The following is a 24,284-nucleotide window of genomic DNA, read 5'->3' as shown; positions in this document are numbered from 1 at the left end:
GGGAGGGCTGGGTGCTCGGTGGTGTGCCCCGCATGTGCCGCCCTCCCGAGCATTGCGTCGTACACGGCCGCGGGGCGGGTGGGCCGGCGTAGAGGTAACGGTCCACGCCGACTCGATGTTACGAGGTAATCACTCTCCGAGGTCGTAGATCCGGACCTTGCCGACGCTGTGTCGCAGTACGGCGAGCCGGTCGAGGGCCGGTGACACGGCTCCGTCGCGGGCGTCGGCGTACAGCCAGCGCACGTGATACTCCTCGCGCAACCGCCTCAGCAGATCCGATGTCGGCGCCGCGAGCGCCTGGTTCGTCAGCGCGACCCGCTCCGGCCACGGCGACGGCTGCTCGGTGTACCGGCGACCGCCGACGCCTTGCTCGGCCATCGCCTCGTTGGTGTACGCCCACCCCTCGATCAACGTCCGGCGACCCGCGATCCCGCTCACCAGATACCCGCGCGCGTCACATCCCGGCGCCTGCTTCCCGGCCGGTCGGCACCACGTGTTCGCGGCAACGACGTCGGTCGGCGCCGAGTGCTTGCCCAGCCACAGCGCCGCCGACTCCTCGTCCGGGTACACCCACCACCGCGCCGCCGTGAACCTCTGCACCCGCTCGGTGTCCCCGTGGACGGCGTTCTGAGCAAACGACTTGACCGGCACGATCGCCAGGAGCGTCAGTACGGCGACCAGTGCCCCACCAGGCCGTCGTACGAACAGGACCAGCACGACGGTCAGCACGAGTACGACGACCAGCGGCCGAGCCACCGCCCACAGCCCGTCCGGCTTCGCATCGGCCAGCAACATGACCCCGGCGTAGATCCCGGCGAGCACCAGCGCAGCCGCCGCACTTCTGATCAACGCGCGCCGCCGGGTTCGCGCTGGATACGCCCGAGCCAGAACGGTAGCGAGCCATCCGGTCGCGGCCAGGCTGAACGGGATCGCGGTATAGACGAAGTACGACTCACTCACCGACGGATGGTCGATCAGCAGGTAGCCGGCCCAGCCCGCGACCAACCCGCCGACCAGGAACCACGCGAGCGGCTCACGCCGGAGCTTGCCGAGCACCCCGAACCCAGCCATCGCGGTCGCCTGATTGATCAGCAACATGCACAACAGCACCAGCGTTCCGAGTACTGCGCCATGCGCCAACGCCGGCAGGACCACACCGCCCTCACCCGCCGGCGTACGGTCCCCAGTCGCCGCCACGTAGTCCCCACTCGACTTCAGTACGGCGAGGAACTGCAGCCCGGAGCCACTCGTGCTCCCCGCGACCGTCAGCATCGTCCCGACGCCCGTCGCGACCAGCAGCAGCCCGGCCACGACCACCCGCACCGGCAGCCGCCGCGACTGCACCAGCATCACGACTGCCGCCAGCCCGACGGCTCCGACGAGGATCGGCAGCACGGTCGGCTTCGACCCGCCGCCCAGCACTGCCACTGCAAAGGCAATCACCCACAGCCCGCCGCGCGCATCCCGGAACAGCAGTTCGATCAGGAACACCGCTGTCGCGACGCACGCGACCATGCCGAACGTCTGTGACGGACTGAGGAAGGTCAGCGGAGCCGACAGGTTCACACTCGTGTCGAAGAACAGGTACAGCTGCGGCGCGGCCAGTGCGACGGCTGCGAGCACACCGGTCCACCACGTGCGGCTGACCGTCCGCGCCAGCGTGGCGCACACCAGCAACGCGACGACCAGCCAGGGCAGCAGCCACAGCCGGAACAGGATGATGAACGGCGTCAGCCGCGTGATGTCCGCCGCCGCAGCCATGTCCGCGTTGGCGAACCAGTGGTACTCCAGCCGCTCCCCCGCCACCTGCGGCAGCTCCGGCGGCACCGCACGCATCAACTCGTTCACCATCGACAGGTGGTAGAGCAGGTCCTGGTAGTACGACGAACCCTCCGGCGGCAACTGGTGAAACGCCATGACGCCCAGCGTGGTCGCGGCGAGCACGATGGCGGACGCGATCGCGAGGCCCCAGGTCCACAGGACCGGCAGCGGCGCCGGCTGCGTGATTCGCCAGTGCTGGCGGAGGCGTCGTACCGAGGCGAAGGCGATCAGCACCAGTGCGGGCCAGGCGATCAGCCAGCGCTGCCAGCCGAGCGCGGTGAACACTGCCCAGCCGATCAGCTGCCAGGTCGCTCCCACGACCGAGCCGAGGCCGAGGTCTTCGGCCCAGTTGCCCGTACTACGCCAGGCAGCGCGCAGCAGGAGCGTGCCGGGCAGGGCGATCGCCAGCGCGAAGTAGACGCCGTACTTGATGATCGGGCCGGGCGGTACGTCGATGGCAACGAGCCCGAGGACTGCGGCCAGGGACGGCAGCAGCCACGGGAGCAGCCGCTTCATCTCTGGTGCAAGGGTTCCGGATGCCCCTGGTCTTCGAGGCTGTCGTATCCGACGAGGAACTGCGGACGGCGCTGACTCGACTGGAACAGCCGAGCGACGTACTCACCCAACAGCCCCAGACACAGCAACTGGATCGCGCCGATCACGCTCACCGCTAGCACGGTCGAGGTCCAGCCCGGGATGCTCCGCCCGGTCAGCTTGATGATCAACGCACCCACCACGAACAACCCCGACATCGCGCCACCCAGCAACCCCAACCAGGTCGCCAGCCGCAGCGGCGCCGCCGAGAACGCGGTCACACTGTCGAACGCCAACCGCAGCATCTTCGACAGGTTGTACTTCGTCGTCCCCGCCGCCCGCTCCGCACGCACGTACTTCACCTCGGCGCTCGGGAACCCCAGCCACGGAATCACCAACCGGAACACCCGGCCGTCCTCCGGCAATGCGTTCACCGCATCCACCACCCGACGCGACACCAACCGGAAGTCAGCCGCGTCGAACGGGATGTCCTTGCCGACCAGCCGGCACATCAACCGGTAATACAGCCGCGCCGTCGTCCGCTTCGGCCACGAGTCACTCGACCGATCCGCGCGAACGCCGTACACCACGTCCACATTCTCGTCGCGAGCCGCCTTCAGGAAGTCCGCGATCACCTCGGGCGGGTCCTGCAGGTCGGCGTCGATCGTGACCACGTACCGGCCACGCGCCCGACGGAACCCTGCCGACTGCGCGGCCTGGTGACCGCTGTTCCGCAGCAGCCGCACGACCCGCAGCTGCGGCCAGTCCTCCGCCGCCGCCAGCAACAGAGCCGCAGTCCCGTCGCGACTGCCGTCGTCGACGACGAGCAGCTCGTAGGAGATCCCGAGGCCGTCCAGCAGCGGCTGCATCCGCTCGAAGAAGATCGGCAGCACCTCCTCCTCGTCGTACATCGGTACGACGACGGAGAGCTCGGGGTCCGTGTCCCGCATGCTGCAGACCTTCCAGTTCAGGGTGTCGAAAGGGTTGACCTTACTAACGACGGAGTCGGGGTGTGGGCACGTTCAGAGTGGCGGGGAGATCGCGACGGCTCCGGTACGGCGGGGGTCGCCGACCGCGAGGAGTCCGTCGGAGGGGTCCCAGTAGGCGGCCGCGACGCCGCCGAAGTACATGGAGTGCGGCGGCATCGGGCGGGTCGGCAGCCCGGTCGCGCCGGACACCGGCAGCTCGTCCTCGTAGTCGACCACCACGTCCTGCCGGACCCGGACGTGCAGCCGCGGGTGCTCGACCGCCTCCGCGAGCGGCAGCCCGCCGTGCGTGTAGAGCGCGTACACCTGCGCCAACGCGGTCGGGATCCGGTCCGAACCGGGTGAGCTGATCGCGAGCACTGCGCCGTCGCTCTCCCGGCGGGCGACACTCGGCGCCATGTTCGAGGTCAGCCGCGTCCCCGGCGCCAGGCTGTGCGGCCCGCCGTGCAGCAGCTCCTGCTCACCGAGCGCGTTGTTCAACCAGATCCCGGTGCCTGGCGTCAGCACGCCCGAGCCGTAGCCCGACGACACGGTGATCGCACACGCGTCACCCTCGTCGTCGACGACTGAGACAGTCGCCGTACTCGGTGAGCTCAACGCACGCAAGTCACCGGACGCGGCGAGGTCGAGCAGCTTCTGGCCCTCCAGTTGCCGCACGTCCTCCGCGTCCAGCTCCGCCAGCCGCGCTCCCAGTACGGCGTGCTGCACGTCGATCAGCCGCTCCAGCTCGGACTGCGACCAGCTGCCGTCCGCCGGCACGCCGTCCAGCAGCGCGAGCATCGCGGCCACGGCGACTCCCCCGACCGCGGGCGGCGGGTTGGTCGCGAGGCGCCACCCGTTCTGCCGGACGGTGAGGGCCGGGCGTACGACGGCCTCGTACGCGGCGAGGTCCTCAGCGGTGAGGATGCCGTCGTTCTCGGCCATGTCGCGGATCAGCAGCTGGGCGAGCTCACCGGTGTACATCGTCTCGGCACCGTCGCGGGCGATCAGCTCGAGGGCCTCGGCCAGCTCGGGGATGACGACCGTACTGCCGGCCTTGATCACCGCGCCGTCGTCGGCGTGCACGACCCGATGGCTCGGCTGGTGCCAGCCGAAGATGATCTCGTGGGTGTAGCCGAGGTAGTAGCCCGACGTCCGGCTGAGCGGGAACCCGTTGCGGGCCACGTCGATCGCGGGTTGGACAACCTCGCGCCACGGCGCCTTCCCGGACCGCCGGTGCGCCAGGTCGAGCGCCTTCATCCCGCCGGGAGTCGCGACCGAGCCATGGCCGACGGTGGTCGTCGTCCCGCCGCCGTAGTCGGTCGTGACGTCCCAGACGCCGCGGCCGAAGCTGTCGGTCGGCAGCCCGCGGCCGGGCATCTCCACCCAGCCGTCGATGGTGACCGCCTCGCCACCGGCGACCTGCAGGGTGACGAAACCACCCGAGGCCGGCGACACGACGCCGATCTCGTTCACCATCGTCACCAGGATGGCGGCGATCGCGGCGTCGACCGCGTTCCCGCCCTCGGCGGCAACCCGGACGCCGGCGTCGGCGGCCGCGGCGTTCGGCGCCGCGACCGCGACCCGCGGATGCCCGCCGGTCATGCCACACCCCGCACCGGCCGGCCGCCGCCCCGGCTCATGGTGTCAGCCGACCCGCTGAACGGCGCCGAAGCGGTCGACGGCGACCTGGACCGCGGCCTGCCGGACGTCGGCCACCTCGTTCTCCTTCAAGGTCCGGTCCGGTGCCCGGAACCGCAGCGCGAACGCGAGCGACTTCTTGCCCTCGCCGATCTGCTCCCCGGTGTAGAGGTCGAACAGCCGGATCGACTCCAGCAGCTCGCCCGCACCCTCGACCAGCGCCGCCTCGACCTCCGCCGCGGCCACCTCAGCCGGGACGATCAGCGCGACGTCTTCCTTGGCCACCGGGTACGACGAGAACGGCTCGGCCGTGATCGACGACGGCGCCGCCGCCATCAGCGCATCCAGATTGAGCTCCACCGCACCGGACCGCGCCGGCAGCCCGAACGCCTGGCAGACCTTCGGGTGCAGCTCGCCGGCGTGACCGACCACCTTCCCGTTGACCGTGAACTCCGCACACCGCCCCGGGTGCCACGGCGCGAGCTCGGTGTTGCGCAGGACCGGCTCGACACCGACCGCGTTCGCCACGGTCCGCGCGATCTGCACGGCGTCCGACCAGGCGGCCGGCTGACCCTTGCCCCACCAGCCGGTCGGCGTCCGCGCACCGGTCAGCACTGCACCAAGGTGCAGCGGCTGGTCCGGCAGGGCGTCGTACAGGGACTGGATCTCGGCATCGCTCGGGCGCTGCGCGACGGACGGCAGCGGCGCGGGCTTGGACTCGGTCTTCGGCAGGAAGACCAGACCGGTCTGGAAGATCGCCAGGTCGGTGTTCCCGCGGCCGACGTTGCGCTCGGCGGTCCGGAGCAGCGTCGCCAGCAGGGTGGTCTGCATCGACGGCTCTTCGTCGGACAACGGGTTCACCAGCTTGACCGTCGTACGGCGTGCGTCGTCGGCAGGCAGCCCCATCGCGTCGAAGTCGGCCTCACCGGTGAACGGGTAGGACACGACCTCGGTCAGCCCGGCGCCGACCAGCGCGGTCGCGACCCGGCGCCGCCGCCGCTGCGACACCGTCAGCCCCTGGCCACCCGGCGCGGGCGGCAGGACCGACGGCACGTTGTCGTACCCGAACAGGCGGATGACCTCTTCGGCGAAGTCGTTGGGGTCCCGAAGGTCGGGGCGCCACGACGGCGGCGTCACGGTCAACAGGTCATCCCCGGCCAGAGCCGCGACTCCGTGCGTCGCGTGCTCGCCACCGAGGACAGCGTCGGCGCCGGTCGCGCCGTGGCGGGACTCGACGACGAGCGCGGGTGCGTGAACGCCCGCGGCCAACGGCGCCGGACGCGCCCACGGCTCAGCCGGAACGACCTTGCAGCCGACGGACTCAAGGTGGCGAACGGTCTCCTCGATGGTGATCGGCGCGCCCGCGACCCGGGCCGCGTGGTCGGCGCGGAAGGTGACCGGCTCCGGCAGCTGGTGCACGTCGACGTACGTCTCGGCCGGCTCGATCGTGCCGCCGGCCAGGTCGCGGAGCAGGTTCGCCACCCGCTGCGCGGCGAACCGCGGCAGGCTCGGGTCGACGGTCCGCTCCCAGCGCTTCGAGCCCTCGGTGGACAGCTTGTGCCGCCGCGAGGTCCGCGCGATAGCGATCGGGTCGAAGTGCGCCGCCTCGATCACGACGTCCCGCGTGGTCGGCGACAGCTCGGTCGTGGCACCACCCATCACCCCGGCCAGGCCGATCGGCCCGGAGCCGTCGGTGATCAGCACGTCCTCGGGGTCGAGCTCGCGGGTCTGGTCGTCGAGCGTGACCAGCTTCTCGCCGAGCTGCGCCCGCCGGACCACGATCTCGCCGGACAGCAGGTTCTTGTCGTAGCCGTGGATCGGGTTGCCCAGCTCGAGCATCACGTAGTTGGTGATGTCGACCGCGACCGAGATCGGCCGCATCCCGGACGCGAGCAGCCGCTTCTGCAGCCAGCGCGGGGACGGCGTGTCCGGGTCGATCCCGGTGACGGTCCGGGTGACGAAGACGTCGCACCCGTGCTCGTCCTCGATCCGGACCGGGTAGCCGCCCTTCGCGTCCCCGTCGACCGTCAGCTCCGCCGGGTCCTTGAGCGGAACGCCGTACGCCGTCGCTGCCTCGCGGGCGACACCCCGGATGGACAGGCAGTAGCCCCGGTCCGGTGTCACCGCGATGTCCAGTACGTCGTCCTGCAGCGCCAGCAGCTCGATCGCGTCGTCACCGGGCTTCGCCTCACCCGGCTCGAGTACGACGATGCCGTGCGAGCCGTCGTCGCCCAGGCCGAGCTCCGAGCTGGAGCAGATCATGCCGTTGGAGACGTGCCCGTAGGTCTTCCGCGCGGAGATCGCGAACCCACCGGGCAGCACGGCGCCCGGGAGCACGACGACGACCAGGTCGCCGACCGCGAAGTTGTTCGCACCGCAGACGACCCACTGCGGCTCGTCCTTGCCGATGTCGAGCGAGCACCAGCGGATGGTCTTGCCGTTCTTCTGCGGCTCGTCCTCGAAGGTCAGCACCTTGCCGACCACCAGCGGACCGGTCAGGTCCGACTCCTCGACGGTCTCCACCTCGAGGCCGGCCCGGATCAGCTTCTCCGCGACACCGCGACCGGTGACGCCGGCGGGCAGGTCGACGTACTCACGAAGCCATGACAGTGGGACCCGCATCAGATCTCCATCCCGAACTGGCGGCTGAACCGCACGTCACCCTCGACCATGTCGCGCATGTCCTCGACGCCGTTGCGGAACATCAGCGTCCGCTCCAGGCCCATGCCGAAGGCGAAGCCCGAGTACCGGTCGGTGTCGATCCCGCAGGCCTGCAGGACGCGCGGGTTCACCACACCGCAGCCACCCCACTCGATCCAGCCCTCGCTGCCACAGGTGCGGCACGGGCGGTCCGGGTTGCCGACGGAGGCGCCGCGGCAGACGAAGCACTTCAGGTCCACCTCGGCCGACGGCTCGGTGAACGGGAAGAAGTTCGGCCGCAGCCGCGCCTCCAGGCCCTCACCGAACATCGAGACGACGAAGTGGTCGAGGGTGCCCTTCAGGTGCGCGAGCGTGATGCCCTCGTCCACGACCAGGCCCTCGACCTGGTAGAAGACCGGCGTGTGGGTCGCGTCGAGCTCGTCGGTGCGGAACACCCGGCCCGGGCAGATCACGTAGATCGGCGGCTTGCGGGTCAGCATCGACCGCGCCTGCACCGGCGAGGTGTGGGTCCGCAGCACCGTGCCGGAACCGGCCGGCTCGACGAAGAAGGTGTCCTGCATCTGCCGGGCCGGGTGGTCCGGCTGGAAGTTCAGGGCGTCGAAGTTCAGCCACTCGGCCTCGATCTCGGGACCCTCGGCGACGTCCCAGCCGAGCGCGGTGAAGACGTCCGCGATCTGCTCGGAGATCAGCGACAGCGGGTGCCGGGCGCCGAGCTCGGGCGTGTGCCACGGCAGCGTCACGTCGACCCGCTCGGTGGCGAGCATCCGCTCCTCGTGCTCCGCCTCGAGCACCGCAAGCCGGGCCGCGAAGGCTTCGTTGATCGCCTTCCGCGCCGCGCCGATCCGCTGACCGGCCTCCTTGCGGCCCTGCGGCGGCAGCGCGCCGATCTCGCGGTTGGCCAGCGCGATCGGGGACTTCTCGCCCAGGTGCGCGGACTTGGCCTCCTGCAGGGCAGCCAGATCGGCCGCCTCGGCAAACGCCTTCAGCGCCTCGTCCCTGGTCCGCTCCACCTCTTCGGCATGCAACGGCGTCACTTCGACCGGGTCGTAATCAGTGTTGGGACCGGACATGGCTCGCTCTCCATCGGAACTTCTGCGACAAGCAGTCTAGGAACCTCCGGCCCCGGAGCGTGAATCGGCCGTCCACAGGCAGCCCGCCCGGTGCCTCCAGACACCGGGCGGGCGACATAAAACAATCTGTCAGGGAGTTGTGGCGGTTTCCTCTAGCGCCGGCTCCTCCGGGGCAGCTTCCTGCTTCTGGCGCGGTAGTGCGACCAGGGCCACCACAGCGCCGGCTAGGGCTCCTACCAGGCCTGTGGTCATGGCAATGGACATGGCGTCGGTGAAGGCGGCGCGGGCTGCGGAGACGAAAGCGGGGCCTAGGGCGAGGGTCTCGGCGATCGAGTTGCGGGCGGCTTCTGGGACCGAGTCCGGCAGGGACGACGAGTAGGCGGCGGCCAGGACGCTGCCCAGGACGGCTACCGACAGCGCGGCGCCGGTCTGCTGGACCGTGTCGTTCATGGCGGACCCGACACCGCGGTGCTCGGCTGGGACGGACTGCATCAGCAGCGTGTACGCCGCCGGTCCGGCCAGACCACCGCCGACACCCATCACGAGCAGCCCGACGATCAACAGTCCGTAGCCGGACGACATACTGACCTGGGTGAGGATCCCGAAGCCCGCCGCGATCACCACCAGCCCCGCCGCGATCAGCGTGCGGTCGGCCAGCTTCTTGCCCAGCGTCGCCCCCAGCCCGTTGAACAGCATCGCCGACGCCGCGTACGGGATCAGCGCCAGCCCAGCCTTCAACGGCGTGTAGCCGAGCACGAACTGCAGGTACTGCGTCAGCGCCAGCAGCAACCCACCAGCGGTGAACGACAGCAGCACGATCGAGAAGCTGGTCCCGCTGAAGTTGCGGTTGCGGAACAACGCCAGCGGCACCATCGGGTGCGCACTTCGCTTCTCCCAGACCGCGAACCCGGTCAGCGCGACCACACCGACGGCCAGCCCACCAAGCACCTTCGCGGACCCGAACCCTTCGACGGGAACGGAGATGATCGCCCACACCACCGCGGTCATGCCGACCATCGACAGCACGGCGCCACCCGGGTCGACCGCCCGCGCCGGCCCCCGCGACTCAGGGATCATGGTGATCGCCCCGATGATCGCCAGCACCGCGATCGGCACGTTCAGCAGGAAGATCGATCCCCACCAGAAGTGCTCGAGCAGTACGCCGCCGACCGTCGGGCCGGCCACCACGCCGACCATCGCCACCATCGACCAGCCGGCCATCGCCTTGCGCTGCTCCTCCGGCGGGAACACCGTGAACAGCAGCGACAGCGTGCTCGGCATCAGCAGCGACCCGCCGACACCCATCAGGAACCGGCAGGCGATCAGCTGCCACGGCGTCTCGGCCAGCGTGGCCAGCAGTGAGGCCAGCCCGAACACCACCAGCCCGAGGATCAGCATCTTCCGGCGGCCGAACCGGTCGGACAGGCTTCCCGCGGTCAGCAGCAGGCCGGCGAACGCCAGGATGTAGGCGTCGATGATCCACTGCACGTCGGCGGGAGTCGCCTCCAGGTCGCGCATCAGCGACGGGATGGCCAGGTTGAGCACGGTGTTGTCGACCACCAGCACCATCAGGCTCAAGCACAGGATCAGCAGGATCCACCAGCGTCGCGGGTGACCGGTCGCGGTGGACTCGAACGGTGTACTAGTCACTCGCACACTGTACGACACAACTCGTACAGTGTGCGAGTCCTGAGTAGGATGGGCACATGAAGGACTCGATCTGGACCCGCACGCGGGCCGCCGCACCTGCCCGGGAGACGCTGACCCGCGAGCAGATCGTGCAGGCGGCGATGGAGACCCTGGACACCGAGGGCCTGGCCGGGCTGAGCATGCGCAAGCTGGCCGCCAAACTCGGTTCCGGCGCGACGAGTCTCTACTGGCACGTCCCGACCAAGGACGACCTGATCGACCTGCTGATCGACGAGACGTACGGCGAGGTCGACGTACCCGAGCCGGAGCTGGCCGGCTGGCGGTCCGGCGCGATGCTGTTCGCGCACAGCCTGCGCGCGATGATCCTGCGGCACCCGTGGCTGCCCGAGGTCGTCTACACCCGGCCGAGCATCGGCCCGAACGCGACGTCGCTCGGCTCCCGCGGGCTGATCCTGTTCGGCGCCGGCGGCTTCTCCGAACGCGACGTCGATTTCGCGATGGGCAGCGTGATGTCGTTCGTCTTCGGCACGGCGAACGCCGAAGTCGCCGTCAAGACCTCGATCAAGAACTCCGGCCAGACGACGGAGGAATGGGTCCAGGACGTGCTGGAGCAGGCCCGCGTCGCCACCGCGGACGACGCGATGATGCAGGAGTCGCTGCGCCGCCGCTCCAACCGCGACCTGGCGACGATGCACAACGAGGCGTTCGTCTTCGGCCTCGACTGCCTGCTCGACGGCCTCGAGGGTCGCCTGAAGAAGTGACTCAGTCGGTACGGCGCTGCGCCCGGGCGGACGCATACAGACAGATCGCGGCGGCCGTGGCCAGGTTGAGGGACTCGGCCCGGCCGTAGATCGGCACCTTGACCGAGCGGTCGACGATCGCGTCGTACCCGTCAGGCAGGCCGTGGGCCTCGTTGCCGAACAGCCAGACCGTCGGCTTGGCGAGCGTGCCGTCGTCGATGCAGGTGTCGAGGTCGGTGGCGCCGTACCCGTCGGCGGCAAGGACCTGCAGGCCCTGGTCGCGCCACGACTTCGCGGCTGCGGGGATGTCGACGTCGACGCTGATCGGGAGGTGGAAGACGCTGCCGACGCTGGCCCGGACCGCCTTCGGGTTGTGCGGGTCGACGGACTCCGAGGACAGTACGACGGCATCCGCACCGGCGGCGTCCGCCGTACGGATGAGTGTCCCGACGTTGCCGGGATCGCGGACCTGGACTCCGACAGCGACGAGTTGCGCGGTACGCCGTACTGCTTCGTCCAGAGGGACCGTGACGAGTGAGCAGACGGCGACGACGCCTTGGGAGGTGACGGTCTCGCTGAGCGCCTCGATGGCGGCGCGGTTGACCTCGAACCACGGCACGCCTGCGGCGCGGGCGAGGTCGCGGAGATCGCGATGCCGGGTGGCGACGTCGGGTTCGCCGTACACCTCGAGGACGAGCTCACGGTGTTCCAGGGCTTCGCGGACAGCCTGTGGACCTTCGACTAGGAAGCGTCCGGTCTTGCGACGGAACGCACGAGTGGCGAGCCGCCGGGCCTGCTTGATCCGCACGGACTGTGCGGTCAATAGACCAGGGCTCGCCACACTCTGCAATCTGTGGTCCAGCTCAGGCCGCTGAGGCGTCGCTCTTCGGAGCGTTCACATCGGCCGGCAGCGCCGCCTTGGCGACCTGGACCAGCGCGGAGAACGCCGCCGGGTCGTTGACCGCCAGGTCGGCGAGGATCTTGCGGTCGACCTCGACCTCGGCCAGCCGCAGGCCCTGGATGAACCGGTTGTAGGTCAGGTCCTCGGCGCGGACCGCAGCGTTGATGCGCTGGATCCACAGCTTGCGGAAGTCCCCCTTGCGCGCCTTGCGGTCCCGGTAGGCGTAGACGAGCGAGTGGGTGACCTGCTCCTTGGCCTTGCGGTACAGCCGCGAGCGCTGGCCGCGGTAGCCGCTGGCCTGCTCGAGTACGACCCGGCGCTTCTTGTGGGCGTTGACTGCCCGCTTCACGCGTGCCATGAGGTGTTACTCCTTGTATTTCTGCGCCGGAGACAGACTGTGCCCACTCGGCGGGGGGTGTTCGGGGAAGGGGGTGACGTCAGATGCCGAGAAGCTTCTTGGCCTTCTTCACGTGCGTCGGCGCGACCTCGACGGTGCCGGACAGGCGGCGCTTGCGCTTGGTCGGCTTCGCCTCGGCGAGGTGGCGCTTGCCGGTCTGCTCGCGGCGCAGCTTGCCCGAGCCGGTGATCCGGACGCGCTTCTTCATCCCCGAGTGGGTCTTCATCTTCGGCATGGCTGTATGTGCTCCTGATTGTGTTTCGTTGACTCGATCTTCGGTTGACGGTGCTCCGGCGTCGGCGTCGACGGCCGGAGCGTTTCGTCACTCCGGGTCGAGGTTGTCGGCCGGACCCTTCGGCTTCTTCGCGGTGCCGGCGGCGCGCTGGGCCTCGTGAGCCTGAGCCTGCTCGGCGCGCTCCGCGCGCTCCGCCTGCTCCTCGGCCTCACGTTCGGCCTTCCGCTTCGCCTTCTCGGCTTCCACTTCCACGCGCGCCTCGGACTTCTTCTTGTGCGGTCCGAGCACCATGATCATGTTCCGGCCGTCCTGGCGCGGCGAGGACTCGACGAAGCCGAGCTCGCTGACGTCCTCGGCCAGCCGCTGCAGCAGCCGGAAGCCGAGCTCCGGACGGGACTGCTCGCGGCCACGGAACATGATGGTGATCTTGACCTTGTCCCCGGCACGCAGGAACCGAACGACGTGACCCTTCTTGGTCTCGTAGTCGTGCGGGTCGATCTTCGGCCGCAGCTTCATCTCTTTGATGACCGTGTTGGACTGGTTCCGGCGGGACTCGCGCGCCTTCTGCGCGGTCTCGTACTTGTACTTGCCGAAATCCATCAGCTTGCAGACCGGAGGCCGGGCGGTCGCCGCGACCTCGACCAGGTCGAGATCGGCCTCCTGTGCCAGCCGAAGTGCGTCCTCGATCCGGACGATGCCTACCTGCTCACCGTTCGGTCCGACCAGTCGCACCTCGGGAACGCGGATGCGCTCGTTGACGCGCAGTTCAATGGTGATGGGTCCTCCTGGGTTGTGCTCGTTTCGGTGCCACCTCGCGACCGCCGCAGGCCTCCTGGAACGACGAAGGCCTTCGTGCGATCACACGAAGGCCCAATTCCCAGATCGACGACGTCCCAACCCTTGCGGGAGGTACGCCGTACGATCGCCGAAGCCACCGGATCGCTCCGGAACCTCGACGTGACCGGGACCCGCCGACTGTTCATCGACTGGGTGGGAGGTGGCCCTCCGCTTAGACCAGAACCACCGGATTCCCTTGAGTATTCCGCTCAGGGGTCACCGCTGGACCCGGTCGGTCGCCATGCAAGAGTAGCAGCATGACGGAATCAGGTGCCAACTCGCAGCCCGACCCCCTGTCCACGGTGTCCCGTGACATCGCCGACGTACCCAGCGTAGAGATCATCTCGACCGCCGCCCTGCACCTGATGAGCGCCGCCGCCGTCAACCTCGGCCTCGCCGAAGACCTCCCCGACCACAAGGACCTCGACGAAGCCCGCTCCCTCATCGACGCCCTCGCCGGCCTCCTCGACGCCGCCGCCCCCTCCCTGGGCCACCACCATGCCGCCCCCCTCCGCGACGGCCTCCGCTCCCTCCAACTGGCCTTCAAAGAAGCCTCCACCATCCCCGACGAACCAGGCCAAGCCCCTGGCGAGAAATACACCGGCCCCGTCCACCCCTCCGCCTCCCGCAGATAACCCCGCCCCGCCGCCGCGGCTGGGTTCGCGCCATCGAGTTGTGGATTTCTGCGCCGGAACGGGGATCGGACCTACACAAATCGACAACTCGACGACTTCAGCCGGGCGAAGACGTCAGGCTGAGTGGGTGGTTGTGGGGTTGGGGTGGTCGGCGGTGTCTTCGTCGATGTATTCGAGGAGGTCGCCGGGTTGGCAGTTGAGGACTCGGCACATGGCTTCGAGGGTGCTGAAGCGGACGGCTTTGGCGCGGCCGTTCTTGAGGACGGCGACGTTGGCCGGGGTGAGGCCGACCTTCTCGGCGAACTCACCGACGCCCATTTTGCGCTTCGCGAGTTCCACGTCGATGCGCACCACGATGGGCATCAGATCACCGCTTCCATGTCGGATCGCAGCGTAGTCGCCTGCCGCAGCAGGGCCCGCATCACCACCATGAGCAGCACGAGTACGCCGCCGACCAGCACCATCCCGAACATCAGGATCGGCAGACCGGGGTCGTTCGCGAGGAAGCCGAGGTAGACGAACACGCCGAGGAACAGCGCCCAGCCGCTGCCGAGAGCCCAGATGATCGCGTCGACCCAGGCGAAGGCTTCCTCGCTGAAGATCCGGTCGCTGGTGACCAGGGTGAGCAGCTTCCAGGTGCACACGATCACGATCTGGATGCAGAGCAGCTCCAGGATCGACCAGATCGTCAGCGGCCAGCGCAGGTACGCCAGGTCGGGCTGCTCCTTCGCCATGTACGCGAACTGGCCGGGCATGCTCATCACCTGAGCCACCACCAGACCCGCGAACAGCATCACCAGCAGGACCCGCAGCGGTACGACGACCCGGTGCACCAGATTCATGCATCGACTATCAACCGCCATCTATCGAAAGTCAATAGATCTGGAAGGTGTGTCCCGGGGGTTAGGGGCGGATGGTGGTTAGGGCGGATTGGGCGGTGGTGAGGTAGAGGTGGGCGCCGGTTTCGCGTTGGATTTTGATGGCGCGGCGGGCGGATGCTTCGGCGGCTGTGGGTTGGCCGGCGGCGTGTTGAGTTGTGGCCAGGGCGGTGAGGGTGCGGCCGAGGAGGACGGCCATTTGCAGGGTCTCGCATTCGCGGACAGCCTGTTCGGCGTCGGCGAGGGCCAAGTCGATCGCGCCGAGCCCCAGCCGCGCCAGCGCCAGCCCCATCAGCGCCCGCACCTCGACCTCACGCGCTCCCACCTGCCGCGCCAGTGCCAGCGCGATGTGGAAGCGGTCGATTGCGTCGTCGTACCGCCCCTGCCCGGACAACGCGTCGCCGAGCGTCGCCTCCACATGGCACTCGATGCGTACGTCGCCCAGTCCGCGAGCCAACTCGAGTGCGTCCCGAGCCACCTTCTCCGCCTGCTCGAACTCACCGCGGTCCCGATGGATCGTCGCGAGCGCCTCCGTCGACATCGCCTCCCCTTGCCGCCGCCCAGACCGGTGTACGGCGGCAATCTCGTCGGTGATCAACGCCAGCGCCTCGTCCAGCTCACCGCGATCCTGGTGAAGAACGGCCAGGACATGCTGTGTCGAGTTCTGCCCGGGACCGTCGCCCAGCGCCACATGCTGAGCTTGAGCGTCAAGCGCTAGCGCGAGCGCCTCGTCGACCCGGCCGATCTCGTGGAGGATCGCGGCCAGGTTGTCGGTCGCCATGACCATCGCGCGCGGATTCGACGACCGCCGAGCCGCCTCAGCCGTCTGCCGGAACCAGTCCAAAGCGCCAACACTGTCACCGAGGTGCGCCGCCGCGATCCCCAGCAGATTGGTGACACTGTGCTCGCCCCGGAAGTCGCCCGCCGCTCGATACAGCCGCAGCGCCTCGACCAGGAAGTCGCGCCCTTCAGCAGTCCGGCCGACGTTCTTGAGGCTGGACCCCCGCGCCCGGTACATCGCCGCCATCGCCTGCGCATTGCCAGCCGCCTCCGCAGCGCCCAGCCCGGCGTCGATCACCGCATGCCAGTCCGCATGGTGACCGCGCTCGGAGAAGTACCCGCCCAACTGGTCCGCCAGGCACCAGGCCGACTCGAGCTCACCATGCGCCTCGGCATCCAGTACGGCGGCCACCAGGTTCGACCGCTCCGCATCCAGCCACGCCTGCGCAGCCCCCGCGTCCAAGTCAGCCGGCACCGCGACGGTCACCTTCGACGGCAACCGCAGCTTCTGCGGCCCATACACCTGCATCGCCGCCATCGTCTTGTGCAAGTAGGCGTCAAACCAACGCTGCCGAGCCGCATCCCGATCAACCGGATCCGCCGAAGCAAGCTCGGCCGCATACAACCGCAGCAGGTCGTGGAACTGGAACCTTCCTGGCCGATACCGCTGCACCAGGTTCGCCTCCGCCAGCAACTCCAACTGACGAGCCGCGTCCGCAGACGACGTCAACGCAGCCGCAGCCTCAGCCGTGAAGTCCGGCCCCGGCACAACCCCGAGCAGCCGGAACAACCGCGCCGTACCGTCATCAAGCGCCAGGTAAGACCGATCAAAGGCATTCCGTACGGCGGCATCCGGGTCGCCCGCCACCGCCAACTGAGCCAGTCGATCGCCCGCCCGAAGCGAGTCGAGGTAATGCCCCCACTCCATGCCCGGCCCCACCGCCAGGTTGGACGCGGCGATCCGCAACGCCAGCGGCAAATGCCCACACAACTCAGCCAACGCATCCGCCCCGTCACCTGGCCGCCCGCCGAGCAACCGCGCCAGCAACAGCGCAGACTCCTCCGGCTCCAACTGCCCGATCACCAACCGGTGCGCGCCCGCCAACGCCGTCAGCCCACCGAGTGCACTCCGACTGGTGATCAGTACGGCGCTCTGCGGTGTGCCAGGCAGCAACGGCCGGACCTGCTCCGCCTTCGCCGCATCATCCAGTACGACGAGCACCTGCCGACCGGCCAATCGCGAACGCAGCAAGGCCGACCGCGCATCGAGCCCGTCCGGCACCTCCGCCCGAGGCACGCCGGACGTGACCAGCAACTCGGCAAGTACGTCGGCCGGCTCCCGCGGCCGCTCCCCCGCCCCTGCCAGGTGCACGTACCACTGCCCGTCCGGAAACGCCGTCCCGATCCGATGCGCCACATGCAGAGCGAGAGCGGACTTGCCGGCACCAGGCGGACCCGAGACAGCCACAATCGGCACACCCTCGGACGGATCGGTGAGCAGCTTCTCGACCTGACTCACCAGCTCCTCACGACCAGTGAAGTACGGCGCCTCGAGCGGCAGTTGATGGTGGACGGGCCACCGTGGCTCGGGTGCTGCTTCCTGCTCCAGTGGCGCCAACCGATCCGAGCCGGCCAGGACCGCCTGCTGGAGCTCTCGCAGCTCTGGTCCCGGATCCAGGCCGAGCTCTGCGGCCAGTAAGCGCCGTACGGACTCGTAGGCCGAGAGGGCGTCCGCCTGGCGACCGCAGCGGTACAGGGCGAGCATCAGCTGGGCCCAGAGGCGTTCACGCAACGGATGCTCAGCGGTGAGGGCGCGGAGCTCGGGCACGAGGCGGGTGTGCAGCCCGAGGCGGAGGTCGACGTCGATCCGCCGTTCCAGCACGGACATGCGGGTCTCGACCAGCGCCGGGAGGTCCTGACTGCTGACAGAGCCCGGTGCCAGGTCGGACAGCGGCATCTCGTTCCACAGCTCGAGCGCCTGGTGGAGCAGCGCGGCCTCGGCCTGGTCGTGGCCCGCCTCGACGTCCGCGCGGGCGACCAGCTCCCGGAAGGCGGCCAAGTCGAGCTGCTCGGCGTCCGCCTGGATCAGGTAGCCGCCGGGCACGGTCTGCACGACTTGGCCGTCGTCGCCGAGCGCAGTACGCAGCCGGGTGATGTAGGTCTGCAGGGACCCACGCACGTTGACCGGCGGCTCCTCGCCCCACAGCCGGTCGGCGAGGATGTGCAGCGGCACCGGCTGGCCCGCCCGGACGAGCAGCGTGGCCAGCAAGGTGCGCAGCTTGGTGGCAAGCTCCACCGGCTCACCGTCCCGGAGGACGGTCAGCGGGCCCAGCACAGAGAATCGCAGCGCCACGGCCACCCCTCAGCTCGCCGAGCCCCCATCGTAGAGGCCCGGCAGGCCGCTACCCCTTGACCGCGCCCTCCTCGACGCCCTTGAAGAAGAACCGTTGCAGAGTCGCGAACACGATCACGATCGGGATGAACGCGATCATCGTGCCCGCCGCGATCAGCCGGGGATTGTTGCTGAACGTGCCGGACAGGTACTGCAGTCCGACGGTCAGCGTGTACTTGTCCGGGTCGGTCAGCACGATCAACGGCCAGAGGAAGTCGTCCCAGGCCCCGATGAAGGCGAAGATCGCCACCACGCTGATCGTCCCGCGCACCGACGGCAGACCGATGAAGACGAACCGCTGCCACGCGTTCGCCCCGTCCACGATCGCCGCCTGGTCGACCTCGATCGGCAGCGCCCGGAACGCGTTGTACATCAGCAGCACGTTCAGCGTCCCGATCATCCCCGGCAGCGCGACCCCGAACAGCGTGTTCGCCAGCCCGAACTCCCGCACCGTCACGTATTGCGAAATGATCGTGACCTCACCTGGAAGCACCAGGGTGGCCAGGAACAGCCCGAGCACCAGCTTGCGCCCCTTGAACTGCAGCCGGGACAACGCGAACCCGGCCAGCGACGCGCCGAGGACGTTGCCGCCGACAACCAGTACGGCGACCACCAGCGAGTTCCGCGCGTAGTCCCAGACCGGGATCGTGTCCGCCACCGCGCCGTAGTGGTCGAACGTCGGCTCGGCCGGCAGCAGCCGCGGGATCCGGGTGTAGATGTCCTCCCCGGATCCCTTCAGCGACGTGGACAGCTGCCACAGGAACGGTCCGATGGTGATCAGCAGTACGAACACCAGCAGCGCGTACCGGACCACCTTCTCCCGGGTCGAGATCGTGTTGAACCCGAAGGATCCACGCCGGCGCCCGGACGGCGCCGTACCGGGCGCCTCGACGACGGCCGGCCGGGCCGGATCGGTCACAACACTCATGCTTCGGCTCCTCGGCGGTTGAGGCGGGCCAGGACCAGCATCGGTACGACGGTGACGAAGAACAGCACGATCGACAGCGCCGACGCGTACCCGAGGTTGCCCTCGAAGCCCTGGCTGTACTGCTGGATCAGCATCACGACCGAGTTGTCCCGGCCGCCCGGTCCACCCTTGCCACCGCTGAGGATGAACAGTTCGGAGAACACCCGCAGCGCCGACACCGAGATCAGGATCGAGATCAGGATCATCGTCCCGCGCACACCCGGCACGGTGATGTGCACGAAGCGGCGGAACGCACTGGCCCCGTCCACCGCGGCCGCCTCGTGCAGGTCGCGCCCGACGTTCCCGAGCGCGGCCAGGTAGATGATCATGTAGTACCCGAGCCCCTTCCAGATCGTCAGGCTGATTGCGCTGAGCAACAACAACCACTGGTCACTGAGGAACGGCAGCGGCCCGGAGATGACGCCGAGCTTCTCGGCCAGGCCGTTGACCAGGCCGCGGTCGTCCAGGATCCACTGCCAGATCAGCGCGACGACCACGGCCGAGGCCACCACCGGGGTGTAGAACGCGGTCCGGAAGAAGGTGATCCCAGGCAGCTTCTTCTCCACCAGGACGGCGAGCAGCAGCGGCAGGACGGTCAGGAACGGCAGGCAGACCACCATGTAGATGACGCTGTTCAGCAGCGCCCACCGCAACTGCTCGTCGTGCAGCAGCGCCTCGAAGTTCTTCAGCCCGACGAACGTGCCGCCGCCGAGCGGCCTGGCGTTGGTGAACGACAGGATGACCGTGTTGATCGACGGCCACAGGCTGAACACCAACAACCAGGCCAGGGCCGGGACGACCAGCACCCAGGGCGTGAACCAGCGGTGGTAGCGCATTACTGCGTCAGCAGCTGGTTGGCCTTCGCCACCGCCGCGTCCAGCGCCGCCTGGGAGGAGATCTTGCCGGAGATGGCCAGCGAGATCTGCTGCCCGATGAAGTCGTTGGTGGCCCCGCTGATCACCGGCGGCTGCAGCACCTTCGCCTTGGCGAGCGACTCGAACGCGAGCACCTTCGCGTCACTCTCCGGCGTACCGTCGGACTTGGAGAAGTACGGGTCCGAGGCGGATGCCTTGGTGGACGGGAAGATGTTCACGATCTTGGCGAACGCGGCCTGGTTCTCGGCGTTGGTGACGAACCGGGCCAGCGCGATCGCGGCCGCCTGGTTCTTCGTCTTGGCCGACACCGACAGGCCCTGCACGTACAGCGGCGGGGTGTCCAGCGCGGGCGACGGGACGACCTTGCCCTTCAGCGACGGGTTGTCCTTGACGAAGTCCTGGATCGCGTTGCCGCCGCCGGTGGTCCAGGCGACCTTGCTCTGGGTGAAGAGCTTGGAGTTGCCCAGGTACTCCTGGGTCAGGATGTCGCGCGGCAGGTAGCCGGCCCTGTACGCGTCGCGGTACTTGTCCAGCAGCGCGGCCGCCTCGGGGCTGTTGAACTCGAACTTCTTGCCGTCGTCGCTGATGATCTTGACGCCGGCGTTGGTGAAGTCACCGATGCCGGGCAACCGGCTCATCAGGTACTCCTTGCCGCCGGTCTTGTCGTGCATCACCTTGGCGGCGGCGAGCAGCTCGTCGAAGGTCTTCGGCGGGTTCTTCACATCCAGACCGGCCGCGGCGAACTTGTCCGCGTTCCAGTAGTCGATGTCGGTGTTCAGGTACCACGGGTAGCCGAAGGTGCCGTTCAGGCCCTGGTACTGGTACGCCTGGACGCCGCCCTCGACGTACTCCTCGGTGATCTTGGGGTCGGCGGCGCCGACGTCGAGCAGCATGCTCTGCTTGGCCAGCGACAGCGCGAAGTCCGGCGGCAGGTTCACGACGTCGGGTAGCTGGCCGGCCGACGCCTGGCTCAGCACCTTCTTGTCGTAGCCGTCACCGGGCTGGTCCAGCCAGGTCACCTTGGTGCCCGGGTACTTCGCCTCGAAGGCCTTGATCACGCCCTCGACGTACGAGGTGAACTTCGGCTTCAGCGCCCAGGTCTGGAAGCTGACCTCGCCGGTCACCTGCGCATTCGCGTCGACGGTCGGCGTGGCGCCGCTGCCTGAATCCGCGGACGAACCGAGGCCGCAACCAGCAAGGGAGAGGGCCGCGGCGGCCAGGACGGCCACCACTGCCGGACGACGTCTACGCATGGATTCTCCTGGAATTGATAAACCGGTATAGCTCCTGCACTATCCGGGATCGTAGAATCCGCTGTCAAGGGTGAGAGGGGTAGACGTGGCCAGACCGACGATCGCTGACATCGCGAACCGGGCGGGTGTGTCCAAGGGCGCGGTGTCGTTCGCGCTGAACGGACGGCCCGGCGTCAGCGAGGCGACCCGGGAGCGGATCCTGCGGATCGCCGAGCAGATGAGCTGGCGGCCGCACAGCGCCGCCCGGGCGCTCGGCGCGTCCCGGGTCGACTCGGTCGGCATGGTGATCGCCCGGCCGGCCCGCACGCTCGGCGTCGAGCCGTTCTTCGCGCACCTGCTGTCCGGCGTGCAGTCCGGGCTGTCCGCGGAGTCGATCTCGCTGCAGCTGCTGATCGTCGAGGACACCGCGGCCGAGATCGAGGTGTACCGCCGCTGGGCCTCGGAGCACCGGGTGGACGGCGTGATCCTGGTCGACCTGACCGTGAAGGACCCGCGGGTGGACGAGCTGAAGGCGCTCGAGCTGCCCGCCGTGGTGATCGGCGGGCGCGGCGGCAAGGGCGCGCTGCCCTCGGTCTGGGCCGACGACCGCGAGGCGATGCTGTCGATCGTGGAGTACCTCGCCGCGCTCGGCCACCGCCGGATCGCGCACGTCGCCGGTACGCCGAACTTCCAGCACACCCAGCGCCGGATCCGGGCCGTCAAGGACGCCGCGCCCCGCCTCGGCCTGGTCGACGCGCCGTCGCTGACCACCGACTTCAGCGACGCCGAGGGGGCCGCGATCACCCGCAAGCTGCTGTCCCAGGCGCAGCGGCCGACCGCGATCGTCTACGACAGCGACGTGATGGCGGTGGCCGGGCTCGGGGTCGCGATGGAGATGGGCGTCGCGGTGCCGGGCGACCTGTCGATCGTGGCGTTCGACGACTCGATCCTGACCCAGCTGATGCACCCGGCGCTGACCGCGCTGTCCCGGGACACCTTCGACTTCGGCCGGCAGGCCGCCGAGGTGCTGCTCGAGACCATCGCCGACCCGGCCCAGGTGATCAACCGCCGCGGCGCCGACCCGGTCCTGACCGTCCGCGAGTCGACCGCGCCGCCGGCCGGAGCCCGTGGCTGAGTTGCCCGAGAATCCTAAACCGATTTAGCATCACTGCCATGGTCTCGGATCCCGGCACGCCCCGGTTCGGCGCGAACTACGTCCCGTCGGCCGGCTGGTTCTACAGCTGGCTCGACTACGACGGCGCGGCGGTACGGCGGGACTTCGCGGACCTGGCCGGATTGGGTCTCGACCACGTCCGGGTGTTCCCGATCTGGCCCTGGATCCAGCCGAACCGGGCGATCATCCGCGAGCGGGCGATCGAGGACCTGCTGGACACCGTGGACGCCGCCGCCGAGCACGGCCTGAGCGTGGCGGTCGACCTGGTCCAGGGGCACCTGTCCAGCTTCGACTTCCTGCCGTCGTGGGTGCTGACCTGGCACAAGGCCAGCCTGTTCGAGGACTCCACGGTCCGTGACGGACTGACGGCGTACGTCGACACCGTCGCGCGAGCCGTGGCTGCGAAGCCCAACGTCTTCGCGATCACGCTCGGGAACGAGGTGAACAACCTCTGGCCGGACAGCGCGACCAGCTTCGAGAGCTCGACCAGTTGGGCGCGGGAGCTGCTGTCCACGGTCAAGCAGGCGGCGCCCGGCGTACTGGCGCTGCACTCGGTGTTCGACGACGCCTGGTACAAGGCCGACCACCCGTTCCATCCGGCGGACGTGGTGGACCTGGGGGATCTGAGCACTGTCCACTCGTGGGTTTTCAACGGGGTCTCCCGAGTGGACGGTCCGCTCGGTCCGGCGACGCTCAGCCATCCGGACTACTTGGTCGAGCTGGCCGCGGCGACGTCGCTGGACCCGACGCGGCCCGTGTGGTTGCAGGAGATCGGCGTACCGGGGCCTGACATTCCGGTGGACCTACAGGCCGAGTTCACCCGGCGGACGGTCGAGCTGGTGCTGGAGAACCCGGCGTTGTGGGGTGTGACCTGGTGGTCGTCGCACGACATCGACCGGCGGCTGCTCGACTTCCCCGACCGCGAGTACGACCTGGGTCTGTTCACCGTGGATCACCAGCGCAAGCCGGCCGCGCAGGCGCTGGCGGATGTGATCGCCGAGGTCCGGGCGAACGGCGTGCAACACGCCCGGGCGACCACGCTGACGGCGCCCGTCAACCTGCGCGAGGAACCGGAGCGACGGCCGGAGGTTGCCCCCGGCAGCGAGTTCCACCTGCAGTGGGTCGCGGCCCGCGCCGACGGGCCGGTCCGGATCGTGCTGCCCTAGGATTTCGCGTCGATCAGGACCTGGATGCCGTCCAGGATCCGAGTCAGGCCGAACTCGAAGTCGTCGTCGACACCGTCCTCGTACTCCTGGTTGGTGTAGAGCGAGAGCAGCATCGGGTAGTTGCCCTCGGCAAGCCGCGGGACCAGGAAGCTGCCGACTTCCTCCGCCTGGACCGGCGTGTTGTCACTGGCCGAGAGCTGGCGGACCATGCTCGCGTAGTTGTGCGCGAACCCATTCAAGAGCAGCAGGCAGCCGAGATTGTCGTGCTGGCTGAGCCCGGTGCCGGCCAGCGCCTGCAGCATCACCTCGACCCACCGCAGCATGTTCGGCGTGACCGGCGCGCCGCGGATCGGTACGTCGAGCATCCACGGGCGCTCGGCGAATCGATCGACCTGCGCCTGCACCCATGCGGTCGCAGCCGCTCGCCAGTCCGCCGGCAACTCGGGCGGCGTACCGATCGCCTTCTCGTGGACCAGCACGATCAGCTCGTCCTTCGAGCGGACGTAGCGGTACATCGCGTTGGTGGTGACGCCGAGGTGGGCCGCGATCCGCTGCAGTGAGATCGCCTCGAACCCGTCCCGGTCCCCGAACTCGATCCCGGTGTCGACGATCTGCTCGACCGACAGCGCCGGCTTGGGTCCGCGCCGCTGCACCGGCAGCACACCCCAGGACAGGGCCAGTCCGGGCGGCAGCGCTGCGCGGTCCTCGGTCATGACTCCCATCCTCGCGTACG

At 69.0% G+C, this 24,284-nt stretch carries 21 protein-coding genes; 4 read left to right on the top strand and 17 right to left on the bottom strand.

Translation table 11 applies throughout. From position 1 onward, the window contains the following. Positions 1–129: 129 nt before the first annotated feature. The 6 genes from ACIBL3_RS21325 to ACIBL3_RS21300 form a co-directional block, all read right to left on the bottom strand. Positions 130–2,337, bottom strand: coding sequence for a hypothetical protein (locus ACIBL3_RS21325; protein ID WP_396355230.1), 2,208 nt, complete (start codon positions 2,335–2,337; stop codon positions 130–132). Beyond that, a complete protein-coding gene (locus ACIBL3_RS21320) occupies positions 2,334–3,305 on the bottom strand; it encodes a glycosyltransferase family 2 protein (RefSeq protein WP_396355229.1) in 972 nt (323 codons plus the stop codon). The genes ACIBL3_RS21325 and ACIBL3_RS21320 overlap by 4 nt, the downstream gene beginning before the upstream one ends. A 72-nt stretch (positions 3,306–3,377) precedes the next feature. Then, positions 3,378–4,925 (bottom strand): gamma-glutamyltransferase, encoded by a 1,548-nt coding sequence (locus tag ACIBL3_RS21315; RefSeq protein ID WP_396355228.1) that lies wholly within the window; start codon positions 4,923–4,925, stop codon positions 3,378–3,380. 42 nt (positions 4,926–4,967) lie between these two features. Then, a complete protein-coding gene (locus ACIBL3_RS21310; protein WP_396355227.1) occupies positions 4,968–7,583 on the bottom strand; it encodes a phenylalanine--tRNA ligase subunit beta in 2,616 nt (871 codons plus the stop codon). Then, positions 7,583–8,692: a phenylalanine--tRNA ligase subunit alpha gene (pheS, locus tag ACIBL3_RS21305; protein ID WP_396355226.1), complete on the bottom strand. Its 1,110-nt coding sequence runs from the start codon at positions 8,690–8,692 to the stop codon at positions 7,583–7,585. Before pheS ends, ACIBL3_RS21310 begins: the two co-directional genes overlap by 1 nt. 129 nt (positions 8,693–8,821) lie before the next feature. Beyond that, the gene (locus ACIBL3_RS21300; protein ID WP_396355225.1) at positions 8,822–10,342 is read right to left on the bottom strand and encodes an MFS transporter; all 1,521 of its coding nucleotides are present in this window, start codon (positions 10,340–10,342) and stop codon (positions 8,822–8,824) included. 56 nt (positions 10,343–10,398) lie between these two features. On the opposite strand from ACIBL3_RS21300, the gene ACIBL3_RS21295 reads away from it, so the two are divergent. Beyond that, the gene (locus ACIBL3_RS21295; RefSeq protein ID WP_396355224.1) at positions 10,399–11,103 is read left to right on the top strand and encodes a TetR/AcrR family transcriptional regulator C-terminal domain-containing protein; all 705 of its coding nucleotides are present in this window, start codon (positions 10,399–10,401) and stop codon (positions 11,101–11,103) included. A gap of 1 nt (position 11,104) precedes the next feature. Here the strand turns inward: ACIBL3_RS21295 and ACIBL3_RS21290 are convergent, their stop codons facing one another. The 4 genes from ACIBL3_RS21290 to infC form a co-directional block, all read right to left on the bottom strand. Next, positions 11,105–11,923 carry a TrmH family RNA methyltransferase gene (locus ACIBL3_RS21290; RefSeq protein ID WP_396355223.1) on the bottom strand — a complete coding sequence of 273 codons (819 nt, stop codon included), beginning with the start codon at positions 11,921–11,923 and terminating at the stop codon, positions 11,105–11,107. A gap of 22 nt (positions 11,924–11,945) precedes the next feature. Further along, the gene (gene rplT / locus ACIBL3_RS21285; RefSeq protein WP_337011588.1) at positions 11,946–12,341 is read right to left on the bottom strand and encodes a 50S ribosomal protein L20; all 396 of its coding nucleotides are present in this window, start codon (positions 12,339–12,341) and stop codon (positions 11,946–11,948) included. 79 nt (positions 12,342–12,420) lie between these two features. Next, positions 12,421–12,615 carry a 50S ribosomal protein L35 gene (rpmI, locus tag ACIBL3_RS21280; RefSeq protein WP_396355222.1) on the bottom strand — a complete coding sequence of 65 codons (195 nt, stop codon included), beginning with the start codon at positions 12,613–12,615 and terminating at the stop codon, positions 12,421–12,423. Positions 12,616–12,702: 87 nt separating this feature from the next. Continuing rightward, positions 12,703–13,347 (bottom strand): translation initiation factor IF-3, encoded by a 645-nt coding sequence (gene infC, locus ACIBL3_RS21275; protein ID WP_396355221.1) that lies wholly within the window; start codon positions 13,345–13,347, stop codon positions 12,703–12,705. 362 nt (positions 13,348–13,709) lie between these two features. On the opposite strand from infC, the gene ACIBL3_RS21270 reads away from it, so the two are divergent. Beyond that, a complete protein-coding gene (locus ACIBL3_RS21270) occupies positions 13,710–14,087 on the top strand; it encodes a DUF1844 domain-containing protein (protein WP_396355220.1) in 378 nt (125 codons plus the stop codon). Positions 14,088–14,201: 114 nt separating this feature from the next. Here the strand turns inward: ACIBL3_RS21270 and ACIBL3_RS21265 are convergent, their stop codons facing one another. The 6 genes from ACIBL3_RS21265 to ACIBL3_RS21240 all read right to left on the bottom strand — a co-directional run bounded on the left by ACIBL3_RS21265 (position 14,202) and on the right by ACIBL3_RS21240 (position 21,232). Next, a complete protein-coding gene (locus ACIBL3_RS21265) occupies positions 14,202–14,450 on the bottom strand; it encodes a helix-turn-helix domain-containing protein (protein WP_396355219.1) in 249 nt (82 codons plus the stop codon). After that, positions 14,450–14,929, bottom strand: a complete 480-nt coding sequence (locus tag ACIBL3_RS21260) for a DUF2975 domain-containing protein (protein WP_396355218.1) — start codon at positions 14,927–14,929, stop codon at positions 14,450–14,452. The genes ACIBL3_RS21265 and ACIBL3_RS21260 overlap by 1 nt, the downstream gene beginning before the upstream one ends. 61 nt (positions 14,930–14,990) lie before the next feature. After that, on the bottom strand, positions 14,991–18,098 hold the full coding sequence (locus tag ACIBL3_RS21255) for a BTAD domain-containing putative transcriptional regulator (protein ID WP_396355217.1): 3,108 nt from the start codon (positions 18,096–18,098) through the stop codon (positions 14,991–14,993). Between the two features lie 49 nt (positions 18,099–18,147). Further along, the gene (locus tag ACIBL3_RS21250; RefSeq protein WP_396355215.1) at positions 18,148–19,065 is read right to left on the bottom strand and encodes a carbohydrate ABC transporter permease; all 918 of its coding nucleotides are present in this window, start codon (positions 19,063–19,065) and stop codon (positions 18,148–18,150) included. After that, positions 19,062–19,940 carry a carbohydrate ABC transporter permease gene (locus ACIBL3_RS21245; RefSeq protein WP_396355214.1) on the bottom strand — a complete coding sequence of 293 codons (879 nt, stop codon included), beginning with the start codon at positions 19,938–19,940 and terminating at the stop codon, positions 19,062–19,064. The genes ACIBL3_RS21250 and ACIBL3_RS21245 overlap by 4 nt, the downstream gene beginning before the upstream one ends. Continuing rightward, on the bottom strand, positions 19,940–21,232 hold the full coding sequence (locus tag ACIBL3_RS21240; RefSeq protein WP_396355212.1) for an ABC transporter substrate-binding protein: 1,293 nt from the start codon (positions 21,230–21,232) through the stop codon (positions 19,940–19,942). Before ACIBL3_RS21240 ends, ACIBL3_RS21245 begins: the two co-directional genes overlap by 1 nt. Before the next feature lie 85 nt (positions 21,233–21,317). On the opposite strand from ACIBL3_RS21240, the gene ACIBL3_RS21235 reads away from it, so the two are divergent. Next, positions 21,318–22,346, top strand: coding sequence for a LacI family DNA-binding transcriptional regulator (locus ACIBL3_RS21235; RefSeq protein WP_396355211.1), 1,029 nt, complete (start codon positions 21,318–21,320; stop codon positions 22,344–22,346). 38 nt (positions 22,347–22,384) lie between these two features. Next, positions 22,385–23,551, top strand: coding sequence for a glycosyl hydrolase (locus ACIBL3_RS21230; RefSeq protein WP_396355210.1), 1,167 nt, complete (start codon positions 22,385–22,387; stop codon positions 23,549–23,551). Here the strand turns inward: ACIBL3_RS21230 and ACIBL3_RS21225 are convergent. Next, positions 23,548–24,264 carry a TetR/AcrR family transcriptional regulator gene (locus tag ACIBL3_RS21225; RefSeq protein WP_396355208.1) on the bottom strand — a complete coding sequence of 239 codons (717 nt, stop codon included), beginning with the start codon at positions 24,262–24,264 and terminating at the stop codon, positions 23,548–23,550. The genes ACIBL3_RS21230 and ACIBL3_RS21225 overlap by 4 nt on opposite strands. Positions 24,265–24,284 lie beyond the last annotated feature (20 nt).

This window comes from Kribbella sp. NPDC050124 (assembly GCF_044460355.1).
GTDB lineage: Bacteria > Actinomycetota > Actinomycetes > Propionibacteriales > Kribbellaceae > Kribbella.
The sequence above is the reverse complement of the archived record's forward strand: the minus strand, read 5'-3'. Positions and strand labels throughout refer to the sequence as shown.